The 21507-nt window shown below is 72.3% G+C and carries 7 protein-coding genes and 1 pseudogene; 1 reads left to right on the forward strand and 7 read right to left on the reverse strand.

Features of this window, described 5'->3' with window-relative positions; genetic code table 11:
* Positions 1–97 precede the first annotated feature (97 nt).
* Entirely contained in the window at positions 98–1708 is a 1611-nt protein-coding gene (locus ACFYW8_RS35720; protein WP_389088314.1) for a GMC oxidoreductase, read from the reverse strand.
* A 505-nt stretch (positions 1709–2213) separates the two neighbouring features.
* Positions 2214–2771 carry a LuxR C-terminal-related transcriptional regulator gene (locus ACFYW8_RS35725; protein WP_389088236.1) on the reverse strand — a complete coding sequence of 186 codons (558 nt, stop codon included), beginning with the start codon at positions 2769–2771 and terminating at the stop codon, positions 2214–2216.
* 496 nt (positions 2772–3267) lie between these two features.
* Here ACFYW8_RS35725 and ACFYW8_RS35730 point away from each other — a divergent pair, with 496 nt between their 5' ends.
* The gene (locus tag ACFYW8_RS35730; protein WP_389088241.1) at positions 3268–6792 is read left to right on the forward strand and encodes a BTAD domain-containing putative transcriptional regulator; all 3525 of its coding nucleotides are present in this window, start codon (positions 3268–3270) and stop codon (positions 6790–6792) included.
* Between the two features lie 155 nt (positions 6793–6947).
* Here the strand turns inward: ACFYW8_RS35730 and ACFYW8_RS35735 are convergent, their stop codons facing one another.
* The 5 genes and pseudogenes from ACFYW8_RS35735 to ACFYW8_RS35755 all read right to left on the reverse strand — a co-directional run.
* A complete protein-coding gene (locus ACFYW8_RS35735; RefSeq protein ID WP_389088245.1) occupies positions 6948–7190 on the reverse strand; it encodes a ferredoxin in 243 nt (80 codons plus the stop codon).
* Positions 7187–8401: a cytochrome P450 gene (locus tag ACFYW8_RS35740; RefSeq protein WP_389088250.1), complete on the reverse strand. Its 1215-nt coding sequence runs from the start codon at positions 8399–8401 to the stop codon at positions 7187–7189. Before ACFYW8_RS35740 ends, ACFYW8_RS35735 begins: the two co-directional genes overlap by 4 nt.
* A 478-nt stretch (positions 8402–8879) precedes the next feature.
* Positions 8880–10079 (reverse strand): cytochrome P450, encoded by a 1200-nt coding sequence (locus tag ACFYW8_RS35745; RefSeq protein WP_389088255.1) that lies wholly within the window; start codon positions 10077–10079, stop codon positions 8880–8882.
* A gap of 45 nt (positions 10080–10124) precedes the next feature.
* Complete coding sequence (gene ccrA / locus ACFYW8_RS35750) at positions 10125–11381, reverse strand: crotonyl-CoA carboxylase/reductase (protein WP_389088260.1); 1257 nt, start codon at positions 11379–11381, stop codon at positions 10125–10127.
* 60 nt (positions 11382–11441) lie between these two features.
* Positions 11442–21485 (reverse strand): annotated as a pseudogene (locus ACFYW8_RS35755) (type I polyketide synthase); the annotation flags it as partial.
* Positions 21486–21507: the final 22 nt, after the last annotated feature.

Below are 21507 nucleotides of genomic sequence, written 5' to 3' on the forward strand. Positions count from 1 at the left end.
GTCGTTCCTTTTCGGTTTCGGTTCGACCGCCTGCCGTGGCGGGGCGTTCGCCGGGAGGAGAAGGGGTGGGGCGCGGTCGGGCCGCGCGTACCGCTGGTCAGGAATCCGTGACGTCCTGCTTGATGATGCGCTCGACGTTCCGCTCCGCCAGTGCCGTGATGGTCACGAACGGGTTGACGCCGATACTGCCGGGGACGAGTGAGCCGTCGGTCACGTAGAGGTTCTTGTATCCGGCGACGCGGCCGTAGTTGTCGGTGGCCTTGCCGAGGACGCAGCCGCCGAGCGGGTGGTAGCAGAAGTCGTCGGCGAAGGCTTTGATCTGCTTGCCGAAGAGGTCGTACCGGTAGACGGTGGCGTTGGCCTTGTTGATGCGGTCGAACAGCGATTTCGCGGCCGCGACCGCGGGTGCGTTCTGGTCCCGGGTCCAGCGCAGGTCCGCCCGGTCCTTGGCGGCGTCGTAGACGAAGGTGCCGCGCTCCGGGTTCTTGGTGATGGCCAGGTAGAGGCTGGCCCAGGTCTCGACTCCCGCCGGCAGGGGGGCGATCTCGGCGAAGACGGGGGTGTCCGGGTTGTCCCAGTCGTCGATGCCGAGGGCGGGGATCGACGACTGCTTGGTGCCCGTGGGGTTCCACATGTGGTTGGCGCGGGCGGTCATGATGTTGCCGTTGGGGCCCCAGCCTCCGCCGATCTCAGGGCTGAGGTTCGGGAGAGTGCCGGTCTCCCGGGCACGCAGCAGCAACTCGGTCGAGCCGAGGCTGCCTGCGCCGAGGAAGAGGTGGCGGCAGGAGACCTCCTTGGTCGCGAGCAGCTTGCCGTCGGCGTCCCTCTGCTCGACGGTCAGCGCATAGGTGCCGTCGTTCTGCTGACGGATCGTCCTGACCTCGTGCGAGGTCTCGATGGTGACTTTGCCGGTGCCCAGGGCGGCCGCCAGGTAGCTCTTGTCGAGTGAGACCTTGCCGTGGTTGTTGCCGTAGATCACCTCGGCGGCCAGCGCGGACTTGGGCACCGCACCGTCCGCCTCACGGCGCATGTAGTCCCAGTCGTAGACGTTGGGCACGAAGGTGGTGCTCAGGCCCGCGTTCGAGGCCTGCCGGCGCGAGACACGCGCGAACGAGTACCAGTCGGTCTGCTCGAACCAGCTCCTGTCGATGTTGTTGACCCGGAGGGTGGAGTTCGCGCGGGGGAAGTACTTGGTGTACATCTCCTCGGCGTCGACCTGGGGCAGCACCTCCTCGAAGTACGAGCGCCGGGGCGTGACCGCCATGCCGCCGTTGACGAGCGAACCGCCACCGACCCCGCGTCCCACGTACACGGACATCTGGTCGAAGTTGACCCGGTCCAGTACGCCCGCGTAGGGCTCGATGTCCCGGTTGGCGAGGTCGAGCCACAGGAAGGAGCCGAGCGGCGCCTCGGTGCGGGTCTTGAACCAGCTGGAGCGCTTGTCGGGCTTGAGCATTCCGGAGAACACGTTGCCGTCCGGACCGGGCTGGTTCCACAGTCGGCCCATCTCCAGCATCAGAGTGGGGACCCCTGCCTCGCCGAGGCGCAGGGCTGAGACGGCCGCGCCGTAACCGGTGCCGACCACGACGGCAGGGACGAACGTGCCGCCGGAACCACTGGTTGCGGTGGCGGCGGCCGCCCGGGGGGCGGCGGTGATCGTGGTCTGCCCCCCGAGTGCGGCGGCACCCAGGACCGCCAGGCCGAGCATGCGGCGGCGGGACAGAGGCTGGTGGGCAATCACGCTGTGGCTCCTGAACTTGGGGGGAAAGGTGAATCGGAACGCCGACCGGAGTGGCGGTCCGGGGCGGGACGGACCGTGTGAAGATCGCGCAAAGGCCGTCGGCGACGTCCGGATCGGACGCGGGCCGACCCGGTGAAGGCCAGGCACGGCTGTTCGGTTGCCCGGGGCGCGGAAGAGGGCGTCACGGTACGGCCCGCTCCCGGGCGCGGGCAGAGTTCACGCATGTCTTCAGGCGTCCGCCGGACCGGGCGGCAGAGGGCAGGACGCGGCCGGTTCGGGCCGTCCGGCGGTCCGGAGCCTGTGGTAGACGCCGGTGAGGTGCTCGTCCACCGCGCGTGCACGCACGCGAGCCGCTCCCCCATGTGCTTGCCGCATACCGGGTGAACGGCGAGTCCGGCGACCCTGTGTCCGGCCCGGGCGAACGCCGCCCGGGCGCCCGCGCGCGGGCGCCCGGCGCGGGCCCCGTGCCCGCTCACTTCACGAAGTCGTCCACGACCTGGGGCGGCCAGGTGCCGACCTTGAGTACGCCCAGTGAGTAGGCACGGGAGACCAGCGCGGCGCGGTTGGGCACCTTCAGCTTCCGCAGCAGGCAGGTCACGTGGTACTCGACGCCCTGCCGGCTGAGGTAGAGGCTTGCCGCCAAGGGGATGGTGGAGACGCCGGCGGCGATGCCTTCGAGGATGCGCGCGTCCATCGAGGAAAGGATCTTCTTGCGTCGGGGCATCACGGGTGTCTGCTCGGCGTCCCCGGCCGTGGGCATCATGACCAGGATCGCGGTCGTGTCGGGCAGGACGCCGCGTACCGCGACCGCGGTGAGGGGAACGGTGAAGGCGGACTCCGCGCCGGGCCCCACGGCGATGACGGGCGTGACGAATCGCTGGTGTTTCCCTTCGAGTAAATTCAATAATTGACGCATCAACGGTTGCTGCACGCTCGGGTGCACGACGTCACGGAAATTGCGACCGCATATGTCCTCGGACGATCCGTTGAACTGCCTGAAGAACTCCTGGTTCGCCTGCTGGATGGTCAAGGTTTTATCGAGGCTCGCCATGCACAGGCCCGGAGTTGCAGGTGCTGGACTCAACAAGAGAGACCTCCCAGTCAGGAAACGTGGGCGAAATGAACTCGGACGCCGGCGAACGGCCGTGAGGCTGTCGGCAGGGGCGTCATCGGCCCTGGGACCAGCGGTAACTCCAGATGCGAACATCGTGCGTCACGGCCCTTGCAGGGTTCTGGTCGAGCCGCTGGCGGCACCTTGCCGCCGCCCGCCGTTGTTTTCCGGCCCCCTTGTCGAAATCCTTGCCGGACACCTGACGCATTCTTGCCAATCGCCGGATCTCCGGCTTGGAGGGCGTCGTTCGCCATGTCAGGATCCACAGAAGAAGGTGTGAGACCAGCCAGCTCGAACCGTCCGTCAGCCATATCCGCAAGCACGATGAGGACCGTTCATGCCTTTCTCTCCGCCCGCAGACGTGTCACCCGGGACGACCGGCCAGGCTGAGCTCCTCCTGAGCGTTCTGGGGCCCATGTCGGCGCGACACGACGGGCATGACCTGCCGCTCGGCCCGCCACGTCGGCGAACCCTGCTCGCCCTGCTGCTCATACGTCTCGGCCGTGTGGTGCCCACCGAGCTGCTCGTCGAGGAACTGTGGGGTGACCAGGCGCCCCGACACGCCGTCGCCACCCTCCAGAGTCACGTCTCCCATCTGCGACGGTCCCTGCGCGCAAAGACGGGAACAGGCCAAACTTCGGTGCTGCGTCATCGGACACCGGGCTATGTCCTCGATCTCGACCCCGAACAGGTCGACGCCTGCCGCTTCGAGCGTCTGGTCACCGACGGACGGCGGCTGCTGGAGCAGCGCGATCCGCGCGCCGCGCATGCACGGCTCACCGAGGCCCTGGGGCTGTGGCGCGGCTCGCCGTACGCGGAGTTCGACGGCCATCCGCCGCTCAGCGACGAGTGCACCCGACTCGAACAGATCCGGCTCACCGCCGTCGAGTCCCGCGCCGAGGCACGGCTGGCTCTCGGCGCGGCCGAGGAGGTGGCCGCCGATCTGGACGGGGAGGCGCGCCGTCATCCCACGCGGGAGCGGCTGGTGGGCCACCTCATGACGGCACTGTCCCGGCTCGGGCGGCAGGCCGAGGCGCTCGAGGTGTACGAGCGGACGCGCAGTCATCTGGTCGAGGAGTTCGGCGTGGACACCGCGGCCGAACTGCGCCGGGTCAGAGGCGCGATCCTGCGCCAGGAGCCGGGAGCGAGCGCCCCCTCGAAGAAGCTGTCTCCCGCACCGCTCGAGTCCACCGGAGCGTCGTGTGTCCCGCCGGTGACGAACGAGATCGGTGACGTCGGAGTGCAAGACTCCGAGGGCTTGCAGAGCTTCGGGGCCTCCTGGAACGGCGGGACGGCCGTCACGGTCCGGGGGTACGGCCCTGCGGTGGCATCCGGCGGCGCCAACGGGACGGACGAGTCCGGCACGGCCGTCGAAGGCGAGGGGATCGCGGGGACCGACGCGCGCCCGAGGGTGCGAACCGATGTGCCGCCGGGCCCGCGGGCGGATGCCGCCGCCACGCGGACCGGGTCGTCCCGGTCGCGGCCCGTACCCGGACCGGAACACGAGCCGGCTGCCGCCCGGGAAGCCGGGGAATCCCCGGAGTTCGAGTCGGGGTGGGCGCCTGCCCCCTCGCCGTTCACCGGCCGTGGCCAGGAGCTGGACCGCCTGACGACCGCCGCCGCGAGCGCGGTCGTGGGCCAGGGCCATGTGGCCGGTGTCCTCGGCCCCCCGGGAGTCGGAAAGACCCGCCTGCTGCTCGAACTCGCGGCGCGTCTGGAGAGCATGGACGCGCACGAGAACGGCTCCAGGCTGGAGGTGCTCTGGAGCCACTGCTTCCCCGGCGAGGGGGTGCCCGCCTACTGGCTGTGGACGCAGATCCTGCGGCGGCTGTCCGCGACCCGGCCGGATGCCTTTCGCGAGGCGACGGAACCGTTCGGTGCCCTGCTCGCCCCACTGATGCCCGAACGGTCGGCGGCCCGGACCGGAGGCCCGGGATGGGCCTCCGACTGGTGCCAGGCCCGCTTCCTCGCCCATGACGCGGTCTGCGAGGTGCTGCTCGCCCTCGCCGGGCGACACCCGCTCGTCCTGCTCCTCGAAGATCTGCAGTGGGCGGACACCGCCTCCCTCGACCTGCTCAGGCTGCTGAGCACCCGCTGCCAGGGCCATCCGATCAGCATCGTGCTCACGGCGCGGGCGTTCGAGGCCGAGTCGGACGCGACGCTGCGCCGGATGGTCTCCGAGGTGCTACGCGGCCCCAGGACCGAGACGCTGCGGCTCGGCGGGCTTTCCCTGCAGGCCGTCGGTGCCCTCGTCGAGGCACACGCAGGACCTGGCGTGGACCCGAAGGTCGTCGAGGTGCTGCACCGGCGCAGCGAAGGCAACCCGTACTCGGTGATCCAGCTTCTCTCTCTCGTGGACGACGCGCGTAAGCTCCGTCGCCCGGATGCGGCCGACACCCTCCTGGCTCACATTCCCACCGGAGTACGCGAGGCACTGCACCAGCGGTTCGCCGCGCTGCCCGAGCCGGTCCTGCGGGTGCTTCACCTGTGCGCCGTCATCGGCGCCGAGGTGGACACCGACCTGTTGCACCGGACCGCCACGCACGACGAACCGGTCGTCGCGGGTCTTGAGTCGGCCATCCGTGCCGGCCTGCTCGGGGAGGACCCGCACCATCCGGGGCGGCTGCACTTCGCTCACGCCCTGGTCCAGGAGACGCTCGTCGACGAGCTCCCCCGTGAGGACCGCCACCGTCTGCACGCCAGGGTCGCCGACGCGCTGAGCACGCGCAGGCGCGGGCAGGTGGGGGACGAGGAGATCGAGCGGGTGGCGCATCACAGCTGGCACGCCAAGAGTGCGCTGCCCGCCGCCGAGGTGCTGCCTCGGCTGCTGCTCGCCGCGGAACACGCCGAGCAGTCCATGGCGTACGAGCAGGTGGAGATCTGGCTGCGCCGCGCCGTGCACCTGGTCGGCTTCCTGCCGCAGGACGATCCCGCCACAGGGAGGTTGGAACAGGACCTGCACATCCAACTCGGCCAGGTCCTCGCCACCACTCGCGGCTACGGCCACCCCGAGGCCGAGACGGCACTGACGCGCGGTCACGCCCTCAGCACGGCCGCTCACGCCCCCGAGGACCCGTCGGTGCTCTGGGCGCTGTGCACGGCGTACATGGTCACCGGCCGCTACGACGCCTCGCGGCAGTTCTCCGGCCTGCTGCGGAAGATCTCGCGGCAGACCTGGGAGCCCGTGGCGGCGCTCGGTGCGGCGTACGGCGAAGGCATCGTGCTGCATGTGCGCGGGATGCTCCCGCAGGCACTCGCCGAACTGGAGCGCGGCGTCGGCATAGCGGATCGTTTCGCCAACGAGAATCACGCGCTGGCGCGAACCTTCCAGCACGACCCACGCGTCTCCTGCCGCTCCTACGACACCTTCACCCACTGGCTCCTTGGACACCGGCGGACCGCCGGCGCGCGCCGACGTGAGCTGTTGAGCCTCACCGCGTACGAAAGCAGGCCGTCCGACCGCTCCTTCGCGCTGTACGTGGACGGGGTCGTGGCGGCTTGGGAGGGTGACACCCTCACCGCACTCGCCTCGAGCGACGAGGGCATCCGCGTCGCGGGCGAACACGGACTGCTCTACTGGAAGGCAATGCTGGGCGTCGTCAATGGGTGGGGCCTGGCGCACACAGGACATCACGACGACGGCCTCGCCCTCATCCACACCTCACTGGCTGAACTGGGCCAGTCCAGGACGTACTTACGCCACCCGCTCCACCTGGGCCTGTTGGGCCAGGCGCAACATCACGGCGGGCGGATCGAGGAGGCGAGGACCACCTTCCGGAAGCTGCTGGCCGCCGTCGAACAACGCCGCGAGCGCGTGTACCTCCACCCGGCACTGCCCGCGACCCCGCTGCTCCACGAACTGCTGAGCCACGGTGCCGACGACGCGCTCACGGGGCGGGGCCCGGGACGGGACGGGCCCGGCTCCGGTCGACGAGCGTGATGGATCCATGCTCTGCCTCGCCGGTCGACTCATCCAGTTCCATGTCCCCGTGACGCGCCGCTGCGGGATTCAGCAAGCGGTGGCCCTGACCGCCCGGCTCCCGGAGAGCCACCACTCGCACGGTTGCGGACCCCGGGCCTCACGGCCGATGCAGCTCAGTCCTCGTGGATCGCGATCGCCTGTACCGGACAGGCCATGGGGACGTCGCGCACGCGCGGGTCCGCCGCCGCGTCCTCATGTCCCGGGACCAGGGCGACCAGCGCGTCGTCGTCCTGGGTGAAGACACCGGGTGCGGTCATGACGCACTGGCCGGAGCCGATGCACCGGTCGCGGTCGACGGTGATGCGCGTGGTGCGGCCGGTCCCGCTTCCTTCCGTTCCTTCCGCCCGGCCCCTCACCAGGTGACCGGGAGCTCGATCGGGCCCTGGGCGTCGTGGCCGGCCTTGATGGGCACCTCGTCCAGGGGTACGGCCAGCCGCAGGCCCGGGATGCGGGCGAAGAGCGCGCCGAGGGCGATCTCGAGTTCGGCGCGGGCGAGGTTCTGCCCCAGGCACTGATGGATGCCGTGGCCGAAGCCGACGTGGTGGCGTGCGGTGCGCCGGGCGTCGAAGACGCCGGGGTTCTCGTACGCCTTCGCGTCGCGGTTCATCAGTGTGATGGAGACCAGCACCGCGTCCCCGGCCCTGACGGTCTCGCCGCCGACATCGATGTCTTCCTTGGCCATCCGGACCAAGTAGTCGGAGACGGAGGTGAACCGCAGCAGTTCCTCGACCACTCCCGGGAGCGCACCGGGGTCGCGCAGCAGCACGTCGGTCTGCTCGGGGTGCTGGATGAGCGTGAGGGCACCGAGGGCGATCGCGTTGACGGTGGTCTCGTGGCCGGCCACCAGCAGGACCAGCGCGATCATGACCACCTCGTCGTGGTCCAGCTCGCCCTCCTCCAACTGGCGTGCGATCAGCTCGTCCAGCAGACCGTCCTCGGGCTCGGCCTGCTTCTTCCCGACCAGGCCGTGCAGATACGTGTAGAGCTCACCGAAGGCCGCGTCGGCCTCCGCCGACGTCGCGGCGCCCACGAAGTCGCGGGAGCACTCCTCGAAGAAGTCATGGTCGCCGTACGGGACGCCGAGGAGCTCGCAGATCGCCATGGAGGGCACCGGCAGGGCGAAGGCCGACACCAGGTCCACGACCGGCCCCTTCGCCAGCATGTCGTCCAGAAGCCGGTCGACGAGGCTCTGAAGCCTGGGACGGATGGCGTTCATGCGCTTGACGCCGAAGCTGGGGATCAACATGCGCCGCTGACGGGCGTGCAGGGGGTCGTCGACGCCGATCAGCGGGAAGGCGAGCCCGCCGCGGCCCTCGGTGCGCCGGACGACGACGGGGAAGGCCGGGTGACCCCAGTCGGAGGACAGCCGGGGATCGACGAGCAGCGCCCGTCCCTCGGCATGCCCGGTGATCAGCCACGCCGGTCGGCCGTCGAACAGCGTGACCTGCGTCAGCGGGCTCTCGCCCCGCCATTCCGCGTAGGCCTTCGGCGGCTGGTACGGGCAGGTCCGGTCCTGAGGGAAGGACGGAGTCCGCGACCTGGTGAGGCGCATTTCGGTGTCGGTCATGTCGTGCCTTTCGAACAATCGGCAGTGCGGTCGTTCATCGGTGAGTGATGGGCTACGGGAAACAGGTTTCAGTCCGTCGGCAAGGCCGTACGCAGCCCTGTCCGCACCCGGCCGTCCGGCCCCGGACCCTTCGTCGGGCAAGTGACCGGCTCCGTGCTCGGTGACGGCCGCCTCGGTGAACGGGACTGCGCGCCGGGCCGCCCGGGACGCGACCGCCGCTGCGTCGCGCTGTGGCGTGCGGCAAGCGGCTTCGGGGACGGCCGGCGCGAGGACCGCGGCAGCGGCGGGAGAGTCCCGGCGGCACGAAGACCGGCATGCGGGCTCTCCAGGTCCGACGGTCACGCACCCGAAGCAGGGCAACCAGTGGTGCGCACGGCCGCCTTGGCCGCCCCCGGCGCGAGGCGGCGACGGAAGGCGTGATCAGCGCACGCGGTCCGCGGGCGCTGATCACCCCTGGGAGTGAGCCGTGGTGCGGAGGTCACCAGGTGACGGGCAGCTCGTGCACGCCGTAGAAGACCATGTCGGTGCGGAAGCGGAGTTCCTCGACGGGCTTGGCCAGGCGCAGGGTCGGGAAACGGCGGAGCAGGGTCTCGAAGACGATCTGCAGCTCGATCCGGGCGAGTTGCTGGCCGATGCACTGGTGTGCGCCGAAGCCGAAGGCCAGATGCGGGGCGGGGCGGCGGGTGATGTCGAACCGCTCCGGCTCCTCCACGAAGGCGGGGTCGAAGTCGGCGGCGAGGACGTGCGCGACGACCTGCTCGCCCTCGGCGATGCGCACGCCACCGAGTTCGACGTCCCGGGTGGCGACGCGTTCGCCGCCGAACTGGCCGATGGTGAGGTAGCGCAGCAGCTCCTCGACCGCGTTGGCGACCAGCGACGGGTCCTCGCGAAGCAGGGCCAGCTGGTCGGGGCGGTCGAGCAACAGCGCCGCGCCGAGGCCGATCATGCAGGCGGTGGTGTCATGGGCCGCTATCAGCAGGGTGCCGGCCGCGTTCATGAGGAACATGTCGTCGACGACGCCATCAGGGTCCTCTGTGGTGATCAGCGCCGAGATCAGGTCGTCCCCGGGGTCGGCCCGGCGCTCTTGGACGAGCTGGTAGAGCAGCCCGCCCAGGCGCATGCCGGCGGCCTCGGTGGCGGCGGCGTCCTGGTCGACCCGCATCATCGCCTCGGCGATGTCCTGGAACTCCGCCCGGCGCTCGACCGGGACACCGAACAGGTCGGAGATCACCATGGACGGCACCGGGTTGGCGAAGGTCTTCACCAGGTCGACCGGGCCGCCCTGCGCCTCGATGGCATCGAGGTGCTCGTCGACGATGCGCTGGATGTTCGGCCGGAGCGCCTGCATGCGCCGGACGGTGAACTCCTTGGCGAGCAGCTTGCGGTCCGAGGTGTGCTCCGGCTCGTCCTGCCACAGCAGGCTGCCGCGGCCGGGCTTCTGCGTGACGACGCCGTCCTGGGTGTGCAGTGCGTGGGGCACCTGGACGCTGAACGAGGGGGCGCGCAGCAGGGCGCGCACCTCCTCGTAACCGGTCACCAGCCACGCCTCGTGGCCGCTGGTGAAGGTGGCCCGGGTCACCGGGGCGGCCGCCCGGATGTCGGCGATGCCGTCCGGCGGCAGGAACGGACAGCTGCGGGCCTTGGGGACGGCGGGCACGTCGACGGTGGGCTCGGGCATGACTCTCCTTGCGCTTGTGGAAAGGGGGTTCGTACGGCGGGACGGTCAGGCGGCGGCGAGTTCGAGCGCGATCTCGCCGCGCCGGGGCGCGTTCACGAGGACGGCCATGTTCCCGGAGGGGTGCACGTTGTCGTGCATCATCTGGTGCATGCGCCCGATGTCCTGGAGGCCTTCGCAGACGGACAGACAGGGGTCGAGCATGCCGGCGCCGACGAGGCTGATGACCTCGCGGCACTGGCGGGTGTCGGCGTAGTGCGAGCCCTGGAGGCGCTTGGAGCGCATCCACAGGTGGCGCAGGTCGACGTCGCCGTTGTAGCCGGAGGTGCCACCGCAGATCACCACCATGCCGGCGTTGTCGCACAGGTACATCGAGGTCGGCAGGGTGTCCTGGCCGCTGTGCTCCAGCACGATCCGCGGGGACCTGCGCTCACCGAGGATCTCCCAGACCTTCTTGCCGACCCCGCGAGCGCCGCGCAGGAACCGCGCCGACGCCTCGGCGTCCCCGGCATCGGGCAGCCGGCCCCAATGATCGAAGTCACGGCGGTTGATGGTGCCCGCCGCCCCGAGGCGGCGGCAGTACTCGGAGCGGTCCTCGCTGGAGACCACGGCGATCGGGATGCCGCCGGCCAGCCTGACGAGCTGGATGGCCATCGAGCCGAGGCCGCCCGCACCGCCCCAGATCAGCACGGGGTCGCCGGGGCGGACCGTGTTGCCCTGCCAGCCGAACAGCTGCCGGTAGGCGGTGGGCCCGGTGAGCAGGAAGGCCGCCGACTCCTCCCACGACAGATGGGCGGGCTTGGGGTGGCACTGGTACTCGTCGACGCGGCAGAACTGCGCGAAGGAACCGTAGTTGGTCTCGTATCCCCAGGCCTTGATGCTCTCCGAGACCAGAGGGTCCGTGCCCAGCCGGATGTCCGCGGCGGCCTCGTCCCACTGGCCACTGGTGAGCAGCACGTGGTCACCCACCTTGACACTGCGGACGCCCTCGCCGACGGCCCACACCACGCCGGAGGCCTCCGAGCCCCCGATGTGGAAGTCCTCGGGCTGGCCCTGGCGCTGTCGCATGCCGATGACGTCGACCGGCTCGCCCAGCGAGGACCACACATTGTTGTAGTTGATGCCGGCGGCCATCACGTAGACCAGCACCTGGCCCCGGCCCACCCGGGGGGTGTCGACGACCTCGGTGCGGAACGCCTGCTTCGGCTCTCCGAAGCGGTTCTGGCGGATCACCGAGGCGTACATCTGCCGCGGGACCTCACCGAGGGGCGGGGTCTCGCCTATCTCGTAGAGAGTCTTCGTCATGGTTTCTCTCCCACATCTGCTCTGTCCGGGTCCGGGGTGCCCGCGGTGGTCGCGGGCCGGTCATGCGGTCGTTGCGTCCGGAGGTGCGGCAGGGCCGGACGGATCGGTGACGACGTCCGCCAGCCAGGAATCCACCGCCGCCGCGGTGCTGCCGGCGTGGTCCTCCAGCATCGAGTAGTGGTTTCCGGTCACTTCGACGATCGTGTCCACGTGCTCGGGCGGTGCCGCGCGCCCGTCGCCGTCCGCGGCGTCGGCCAGCATGGGCTCGCTCGCCCGTACGAGCAGGGTCGGCGCGGCGATCCGCGGCGCGGCCCAGCCGTCGAACAGGCACATGTAGCGGCCCATCGCGGTGAGCTGTTCGCCGCCGGACCTCATGAAGTCCAGGCGCTGCGACTGCGCCTGGGCCATCGCGTTGAGCACCTGGTGGTCGAAGGGGACCTCGCGGCTGAAGCTGTCGACCATGACCACGGCCGCCGGCCGCTCGCCCATGGCCTCCAGGTGTGCCGCCACGCCGTGGGCGATCCAGCCACCCGAGGAGTAGCCGAGCAGGACGACCGGCTTTCCGCCAGCGCACTCCCGTACGGTCTGCGCGTGCAGCCGGAGCACGACGTCCGGATCGGACGGGACCGGCTCGCCCTTCTCGTAGCCGGGGTGGACCAGCGCCCACACGTCCAGCCGGTCGCGGAAGGGTGCGGCGAACCGCGCGTACTGATGCGCCCCGGCCGGTACGACGTACGGCGACAAGCACATCAGCGCGAGGGGACGGTCGCCTCGCGACAGCCGTACCGGGGCGGGCCGCCGGTCCAGTTCCTCGGGCCGCTGGAACGAGGGCCGGAAACGGGCCGCCTCCATCAGCATCCCCATGGCCTCGGCGGCCGTCCCGTTCTCGCTCGCGTGCCGGTAGAGCTGCACCAGCATGTCGGCGGACCGCTCCTCCGCCGTGCCGTGGCCGGCGCCCCGGAGCCGCGTCAACAGGTGCCTGGCGAGCCTGGCGGGCGTGGGATGGTCGAAGGCCAGTCCGGCGGGCAGGCGGACACCGGTCGCCGCCGACAGGCGCCGGCGCAGGTCGATCGCGGTGAGCGAGTCGAAGCCGAGCTCCAGGAAGTGCGCGGTGGGCGGCACGTCCTCGGCCGACGCGTGGCCGAGGACCACGGCGCTCTGGGCGCGGATGTGCTCCAGCAGCCGCTCCTCCTGCTCGGCCGGGGCGAGTGCGGCGAGCTCGGTCGCCAGCGCCGCTTCGGCGCCGGTCTCCTCGCCGGCGGCCTGCTCGGCCTCCAGGAGCCGCTGTACGTCGGGCAGGTCGGCCAGCAGAGGGCTGGGCCGTCCGACGGTGAAGGCGGGCAGGAACTTCTCCCAGTCGATCGGGGCGACGGTGAGGGCCGCCTCGTCGTGCTCGACGGCCTGGCGCAGGGCGGTGATCGCGAGGTAGGGGGCCATGAGGCCCAGGCCCCGCCGCTCGCCGCGCTCCTGGACCGCGTCGTCGACCATGCCGCCGCCCGCCCAGCCGCCCCAGGCGACCGAGGTCGCGGTCAGGCCGCGGGCCCGCCGCCGCAGTGCCAGGGCGTCGAGGAAGGCGTTGGCGGCGGCGTAGGAGGCCTGCCCGCCGCTGCCCCAGACGCCGGCACCGGAGGCGAAGAGGACGAACGCGTCCAGCTCACGGCCGTCGAGCAACTCGTCGAGGTGGATGGCGCCGGTGACCTTGGCGGCCGCGGCTTCGGTGAACTCGTCGAGACCGGCGTCGGCCAGCGGGGACGACCGTGCCGTGCCGGCGGCGTGCAGCACCGCGGTGAGCGGGTGCCTGGACTCGATGCCGGCGAGCAGCCGGGCGACCGCGTCACGGTCGGCGATGTCGCAGGCGACGATGGTCACTTCGGCGCCCAGGGCGGTCAGCTCCGCGTGCAGCTCCCGCGCGCCGGGGGCGTCGGGCCCGCTCCTGCTGGTGAGCACCAGGTGCTGCGCGCCCGCGCCGGCCAGCCAACGGGCGAGGTGCCGGCCCACGCCACCGGTTCCGCCGGTGACCAGGACGGTGCCGCGCGGCTGCCACGGTGTCGCGGACTCCACGTCGGCGGGCCGCGCCCGGACCAGGCGCCGGCCGTACACGCCGTCGGCCCGTACGGCGAGCTGATCCTCGTCGTGCCGGGCCAGCGCCCCGGCCAGGCGGCGCAGCGCGTGCTCGTCCAGCTTCTCGGGCAGGTCGACGAGACCGCCCCAGCGCCGGGGCAGTTCCAGTGCGGCGACGACGCCCAGGCCCCAGAGCTGTGCCTGGCCGGCGTCGCGCAGCGGGTCGGTGGCTCCGGTGGACACGGCTCCGCGGGTCGCACACCACAGCGGTGCCTGGACGTCCGCGTCGCCCAGCGCCTGCACCAGGGTGACGGTCGCGGCGAGGCTCGCGGACAACGTGGGGTGGGCCGGGTGGCGGCCGGGGGCGAGGCCGAGCATCGACAGGACACCGGCGGGCTGTTCGCCGCCGAGTTCCTCGGTGAGCCGTTTCGCGGCCTGCGACCGGTCGCAGTCGACGGGGAGTTCGACGACCCGCACCTTGGCGCCGTGGGCGCCGAGCACGCCGACGACGCAGGGCGCCCACTGCTCGTCCGCCATTCCGGCGGGGAAAACGGCGAGCCACAGGCCGTCCAGGCCGGGGGCCGGGTGGTCGGTCAGCCGCCGGAAGGAAACTCGGTAGCGCCAGCCGTCCACGGTGGACTTCTCGCGACTGCGCCGGCGCCACGCGGACAGCACCGGCAGCGCCGGGCCGACGAGGTCGGCGTCATCCGCCCCGAGTTCATCGGCGAGCCCGGACAGGTCCGTGTTCTCCACCAGTTCCCAGAACCCGGCCTCGACCGGATCGGCGCCCGCGGGCACCGGGTCGGCACTCTCCAGCCAGTACCTCTGCCGTTGGAACGCGTACGTCGGCAGGTCCACGCGCCGTACCGGACGCCCGGCGAAGGGGACCGTCAAGTCGACGTGCACGCCGCTCACCTGCAGTTCGGACACGGAGCGCAGGAAGCGGTCCATGCCGCCCTGGCCCCTGCGCAGCGAGGCGCCGGTCACGGCGTCGGCACCGGCCTCCTCCGCGATCTCCTGCACCGAGCCGGCCAGCAGCGGGTGCGCGCTGCACTCGACGAACACCCCGTGCCCGTCCGTCAGCAGCGACCGTACGGTCCGCTCGAACTCCACCGTGTGCCGCGCGTTGCGGTACCAGTACTCGGCGTCCAGGGTGGTGGTGTCCAGCACGGTGCCGGTCACCGTGGAGTAGAAGGGGATGTCCGCCGCGCGCGGCACGACCGGGGCGAGCAGCTCGAGCAGTTCGGGGCGCAGGCTCTCGACCTGGGCGGAGTGCCCGGCGCCGGTGGCGCCGCGGACCCTGCGCACGCGCACGCCTTCGGCTTCGAGTTCCGCCAGGAGTTCGTCGACCGCGTCGGGCTCTCCGGAGACGGTCAGGGCGGCGGGCCCGTTCACGGCGGCGACCGACAGCCGGTCCCCGTACTTCTCCAGCCTCGCGCGCACCCGGTCGGCGGGCATGGCGACCGCGAGCATGGCGCCCTTGCCGATGAGCTTGGTCAGCGAGCGGCTGCGCAGGGCCACGATCCGGGCCGCGTCGTCCAGGGTCAGCGCGCCCGCGACGTACGCGGCGGCGACCTCGCCCTGCGAGTGGCCGACGACGGCGGCAGGCGTCACACCGTAGGAGCGCCACAGGGCGGCCAGCGACACCATGACGGTGAACAGCGCGGGCTGGGCGACCTCCACCTCGGCCACGTCCGGCGCGTCGGGCTCGGCGCGCAGGACGTCGAGCAGCGGCCAGTCGAGCCAGGGGGCGAACGCCTCGGCGCAGGCCTTCGCCCGCTCGGCGAAGACCGGTGCGGTGTCCAGCAGTTCGCGGGCCATCTCGGTCCACTGCGAGCCGTGGCCGGGGAAGACGAAGGCGACCTTGCCGGAGGCCGCGGCGGTGCCCTGGACCACGGTGTCCGCGGGTTGGCCGTCGGCGAGCGCCGCGAGCCCGGCCCGCAGCTCGTGCCGGTCGTGGCCGACGACCACGGCCCGCTGCTCCAGCGGCGTCCGCGTGGTGACGAGGGCGCGGCCGACGTCGGGCAGCGAGAGCCCTTCGGCACGGTCGAGGTGGTTCAGGAGCCGGCGGGCCTGCTCGCGCAGGGACCGGACGGTCTTCGCGGACAGCGCCCACGGGAGCACGTCCAGGGGCCGGGCGGCGGTCGCGTCCTGCGCTGCGGGGGTCTGTTCGCCCTCGGTGGCGGGCGCGGTCCGCGGGGCCTGCTCGATGATGGTGTGCACGTTGGTGCCGCTCATCCCGAACGAGGAGACGGCCGCACGCCGTGGCCTGTCCCGGTCGGGCCAGGCGGTCTGCTCGGTGAGCAGGCGCACGTTCCCCCTGGACCAGTCGACGTCCGGGGTCGGCTCGTCGACGTGCAGCGTCCGCGGCAGGACGCCGCTGCGGATGGCCATCACCATCTTGATGACGCCGCCGACGCCCGCGGCCGCCTGCGCGTGGCCGATGTTGGACTTCAGTGAACCGAGCCACAGCGGCCGGTCCTCGGAACGCTCCTCGCCGTACGTGGCCAGCAGCGCCTGTGCCTCGATCGGGTCGCCGAGCCGGGTCCCGGTGCCATGGGCCTCCACGGCGTCCACCTCGTCCGCGGCGAGCCGGGCATTGGCCAGCGCCTGCCGGATGACCTGCTGCTGGGCCTTGCCGCTGGGCGCGGTCAGGCCGTTGGAGGCGCCGTCCTGGTTGACCGCGCTGCCCCGCACGACGGCGAGGACCTCGTGCCCGTTGCGGCGGGCGTCGGACAGCCGCTCCACCAGGACCAGGCCCACGCCCTCGGCGAAGCCGGTGCCGTCGGCGGACGAGGAGAACGCCTTGCAGCGGCCGTCGGCGGACAGCGCGCGCTGCCGGCTGGACATCGTGAACGCGGACGGTCCGGCCATCACCATCACTCCGCCGGCCAGTGCCATGGAGCACTCGCCGCCCCGCAGCGCCTGCACGGCGAGGTGCAGGGCGGTCAGCGAGGACGAGCAGGCGGTGTCGACGGTGACCGACGGGCCCTGCAGGCCGAAGGTGTAGGAGAGCCGACCGGAGATCACGCTGGCCGCGTTGCCGCTGGGAATGTAGCCCTCGACGCCGTCGGGCACCTTGAGCGGGCGGCCGGTGTAGTCCTGGTAGCCGGAGCCGACGAAGACGCCCGTGGCGGTGGAGCGCATCGCGTGGGGGGCGATCCCGGCGCGCTCGAAGGCCTCCCAGGTGGTCTCCAGCAGCAGGCGCTGCTGCGGGTCCATGGCGACGGCCTCACGCGGGCTGATTCCGAAGACCGCGGGGTCGAACTCGTCCGCGTCGTGCAGGAATCCGCCCTGGGTGGTGTACGTGGTGCCGGGGTGATCGGGGTCCGGGTGGTAGAGCCGTTCGACGTCCCAGCCGCGGTTGCCGGGGAAGCGGGAGATCGCGTCGCGGCCGGAGGCGACCAGCTCCCACAGGTCCTCGGGCGAGCGCACGCCGCCGGGGTAGCGGCAGGCCATGCCGATGATGGCGATCGGCTCGTCCGGCACCGCGGCGGCCGTGGCGGCCGTGGCCTTCGCGTCCTGGCCGCCGGTGAGTTCGGTGAGCAGGTGGGCGGCGAGGTCCGCGGCCGTGGGGTGGTCGAAGACCAGCGTCGTGGGCAGGGCGAGGCCGGTGGCCTCGTTGACGCGGTTGCGGAGTTCCACCGCGGTCAGGGAGTCGAAGCCGAGGTCCCGGAAGGGCCGGTCGGTCTCGACGGCGCCCGCTCCGCGGTGGCCGAGGACGGCGGCGGCGTGCGTGCGCACGAGGTCCACGAGGGCCCGTGCGCGGTCCTCGTGCGACAGCCCGGCCAGGCTCTCGGCGAGCGCCCCGGAGCCGCGGCCCGCTTCGGGGGCGTCCTCCGTGAGGGTCGCGCGTACCTCGGGGAGGTCGCCGAGCAGCGGGCTGGGCCGGCCGAGGGTGAAGGGCACGATGAAGCGCGGCCAGTCCACGTCGGCCACGGTCACCAGGATCTCGTCGCGGTCGAGCGCGTGCTGCAGGGCGGTGATCGCCGATGCGGGGGTCATCGCGCGAAGGCCGCGGCGGCGCAGCCGCTCCTCGTCGTCGCCGTCCTCGACCATGCCGCCGTCGGCCCAGGGGCCCCAGGAGACGGCGGTCGCGGTGAGTCCGCGGTCGCGGCGCCGCCGGGCGAGACCGTCCAGGAAGGCGTTGCCTGCGGCGTAGGCGGCCTGGCCGCCGCTGCCCCAGACGCCGGAGACGGAGGAGAAGAGGACGAAGGCGTCGAGCTCCTGGTCGCCCAGCAGTTCGTCCAGGTGCGCCGCGCCGCCGGCCTTGGCGGCGAGCGCGGCGGCGAAGACGGCCGGGGAGGTGGCGTCCACCGTGCCGGCGTCGGCGACCCCCGCGGCGTGCACGACGGCGGTGAAGGCGTGCTCGGCGAGCAGGGCCGCCACGGCGTCGCGGTCGGCCACGTCGCAGGCGGCGAGCGTGACGCGGGCACCGAGGGCTTCCAGCTCGTCCCGCAGGGCGGCGGCGCCCGGGGCGTCCGCGCCCCGACGGCTGGTGAGGACGAGGTGTTCGGCGCCGCCGCGCGCCAGCCAGCGGGCGACGTGGCCGCCCAGCGCACCCGTACCACCGGTGATGAGGACGGTGCCGCGGGGCTGCCAGCGGCGGGTGGCCGCCCGTGCCGGTGCGTGGGCGAGCCGCCGGGCGAAGACGCCGGAGGAACGGACGGCGAGCTGGTCCTCCTCCCACCGGCCCGTCAGCGCCTGTCCCAGCACGTCGGCCAGGCGTGCGGCGGCCTGGTCGTCGACGGACTCCGGCAGGTCGATCAGGCCGCCCCAGCGCCGGGGCAGCTCCAGGGCGACGGTGCGGCCCAGGCCCCAGACCTGGGCGTGCCGGGCGTCGCGTACGGCGTCGGCGCCGCTCACGGCCACCGCGCCCGAGGTGAGGCACCACAGCGGGGCGTCGACGCCCGCGTCGCCCAGGGCCTGGACGAGCAGCAGGGTGGGCAGCACGGGGTCGCCGGTGACGAGCAGGGACAGCACGCCGTCGACCGGTCCGATCCCGGCCAGTTCCCCGGCCAGACCGGCGCGGTCACTCGCCGCGCCGACGGCCAGCGTCTTCAGAGTGGCGCCGCGGGCGGTGAACGCGGTGCGGACCGCGGCGGTCTGCTCGTTCTCCTCCTCCGGCACGGCGAACAGCCAGGTGCCGCCGATGCCGGCCGACGCGGGCTCGCCCAGGCGCTTCCACGACTCGCGGTAGCGCCGGCCGTCCACGGTGGACTGCTCCTTGCGCTGCCGCCGCCACGACGACAGCCTCGGCAGCACGTCGCTGAACGCGTCCCCTGCCCCGATGTCGAGCGTCTCGGCGAGGGACCGCAGGTCCTCGCGCTCGACGGTCTCCCAGAACTCCGCGTCCACCGGATCCACCGCCGGGGCGGCGGCAGCGGTTTCCGGGGCGTCGACCCAGTACCGCTCGTGCTGGAAGGCATAGGTCGGCAGGGGAACGCGCCGGGCGCCGGGGAAGAGGGCCTGCCAGTCCAAGGAGGCGCCGTGCACGTGCAGTTCGGCGAGCGCGGTCACGACGGCCTGCCGCTCGGGACGGTCGGCCCGGAGTACGGGAACGGTGACGATGTCGTCCGCACAGCCCTGCGCCATGCCGCTCAGCACACCGCCGGGACCGATCTCCACGAACGTGCTCACACCCAGCTCGTGCAGGGTCCGCACGCTGTCGGCGAAGCGGACGGTCTCGCGCACGTGCCGGACCCAGTACTCGGGGGTGTAAGCCTCGACAGGCTGACCCGTGAGGTTGGAGACGACGGGGAGCTGCGGCTGCTCGAAGGCCAGGCCACGGACGACCTCGGCGAACTCCTCCAGCATCGGGTCCATCAGCGGCGAGTGGAACGCGTGACTGACTTTCAGCCGGGACGTCTTACGGCCCTGCTCGGCGAAGCCCGCGGCAATCGCCAGGACCGCCGTCTCGACACCGGAAACCACAACCGACGAGGGGCCGTTGACCGCGGCGATGCTCACCCCGTCGGTGAGGTGGGGCAGGACTTCCTCTTCGGTGGCCTGCACGGCGACCATCGCACCACCAGCGGGCAGCGCCTGCATCAGTGCGGCACGCGCGGACACCAGTTTCGCCGCGTCGTCGAGGGACAACGCACCGGCCACGTGCGCGGCGGCGATCTCGCCCACGGAGTGGCCGGCGACGAAGTCGGGCCGGACGCCCAAGGATTCGAGGAGCCGGAACAAGGCCACCTCGACCGCGAAGAGGGCGGGCTGGGTGCACCCGGTCCGGTGAAGCGTTTCGGCATCGACGTCGACGGGGGCGTCCAGGTGCGCGCACACCTCGTCGTAGGCCGCGGCGAAGGCGGGGAACGCCGCGTACAGTTCGCGCCCCATACCGATGCGCTGCGATCCCTGCCCGGAGAAGAGGAAGCCGGTCCTGCCGCCGGCCGGGCGCCCCGGCAGCACACGGGCCGAAGGGGCCCCGGCGGCCAGGTCCGCCAGCCCGAGGAGCAGTTCCTCACGGTTCCTCCCCACGACCGCGGCCCGGTTACGCATGGCCGCGCGAGTCGTGGCCAGCGACAGTCCGACGTCCTGGGGCCGGACCTCGCCCCGTACCAAGGGCAGCAGCCGGGCCGCCTGGGCCCGCAGCGCCGCGTCGCTCCTGGCGGAGAGCACCCACGCCAGGGGGCCGTCGGCGGGAACCCCCGCGGGCTCCTCGTCCTGGGCCGGCGGGGCCTGCTCGATGATGGTGTGGGCGTTGGTGCCGCTGACGCCGAAGGACGACACGGCAGCACGGCGCGGGTGATCGGTCTCCGGCCACTGGACGGCCTCGGTGAGCAGCCGTACCGCGCCCGCCGACCAGTCCACGTGCGGCGTCGGCTCGTCCACGTGCAAGGTCTGCGGAAGCACGCCGTGGCGCATGGCCATGACCATTTTGATGATGCCGCCGACGCCCGCGGCCGCCTGCGCGTGGCCGATGTTGGACTTGAGCGAGCCCAGCCACAGCGGCCTGTCCTCCGGCCGCTCCCGGCCGTACGTGCCGAGCAGTGCCTGTGCCTCGATGGGATCGCCCAGCGTCGTGCCCGTGCCGTGCGCCTCGACCACGTCGATCTGGGCGGGAGACAGGCCGGACGATGCCAGCGCCTGGCGGATCACCCGCTGCTGCGCGGGGCCGTTCGGCGCGGTCAGACCGTTGGACGCACCGTCCTGGTTGACGGCGCTGCCACGGACGACGGCCAGCACCTGGTGCCCGTTGCGGCGGGCGTCGGACAGCCGCTCCACCAGGAGCAGGCCGACGCCCTCGGCCCAGCCGGTGCCGTCGGCCCCGGCGGCGAACGGCTTGCACCGTCCGTCGGGGGCCAGCCCGCGCTGGCGGCTGAACTCCACGAACGCGGTGGGCGTGGTCATCACCTGCACGCCGCCGGCCAGCGCCATGGAGCACTCGCCGCCCCGCAGCGCCTGGATCGCCCAGTGCAGCGCCACCAGCGACGACGAGCACGCCGTGTCGACGGTGACCGCCGGGCCCTCCAGGCCGAAGGTGTAGGCGATGCGACCGGACATCACACTGGCGGAGTTGCCGGTCCCGAGATGGCCGTCGGACTCGCCGCCCACCCCGACCAGGAGGTTGACGTAGTCCTGGTAGCCGGAGCCGACGAAGACTCCGGTACGGCTGCCACGCACCGACTCCGCGTCGATACCGGCGCGCTCGAACGCCTCCCACGTGGTCTCCAGCAACAGGCGCTGCTGCGGATCCATCGCCACGGCCTCACGCGGGCTGATCCCGAAGAACCCCGGGTCGAACTCCCCCGCGTCGTACAGGAATCCACCGTGCCGCGCGTACGTCTTCCCCGTCGCCTCCGGGTCCGGGTCGTAGATGTCCTCCACGTCCCAGCCACGGTCCGCCGGGAACCCGCCGACCGCGTCACCACCGGCGGCCACCAACTGCCACAGGTCCTCGGGCGAACGCACCCCGCCCGGATACCGGCACGCCATGCCGACGATCGCGATGGGTTCCTGGTCCTTCTCCTCGACCTCGCGAAGGCGCTCCCGGACCTGACGAAGGTCTCCGGTGACGCGCTTGAGATACTCGAGAAGCCTGTCTTCGTTGCTGCTCATC

Source organism: Streptomyces sp. NPDC002742, from assembly GCF_042888885.1.
Lineage (GTDB): Bacteria > Actinomycetota > Actinomycetes > Streptomycetales > Streptomycetaceae > Streptomyces.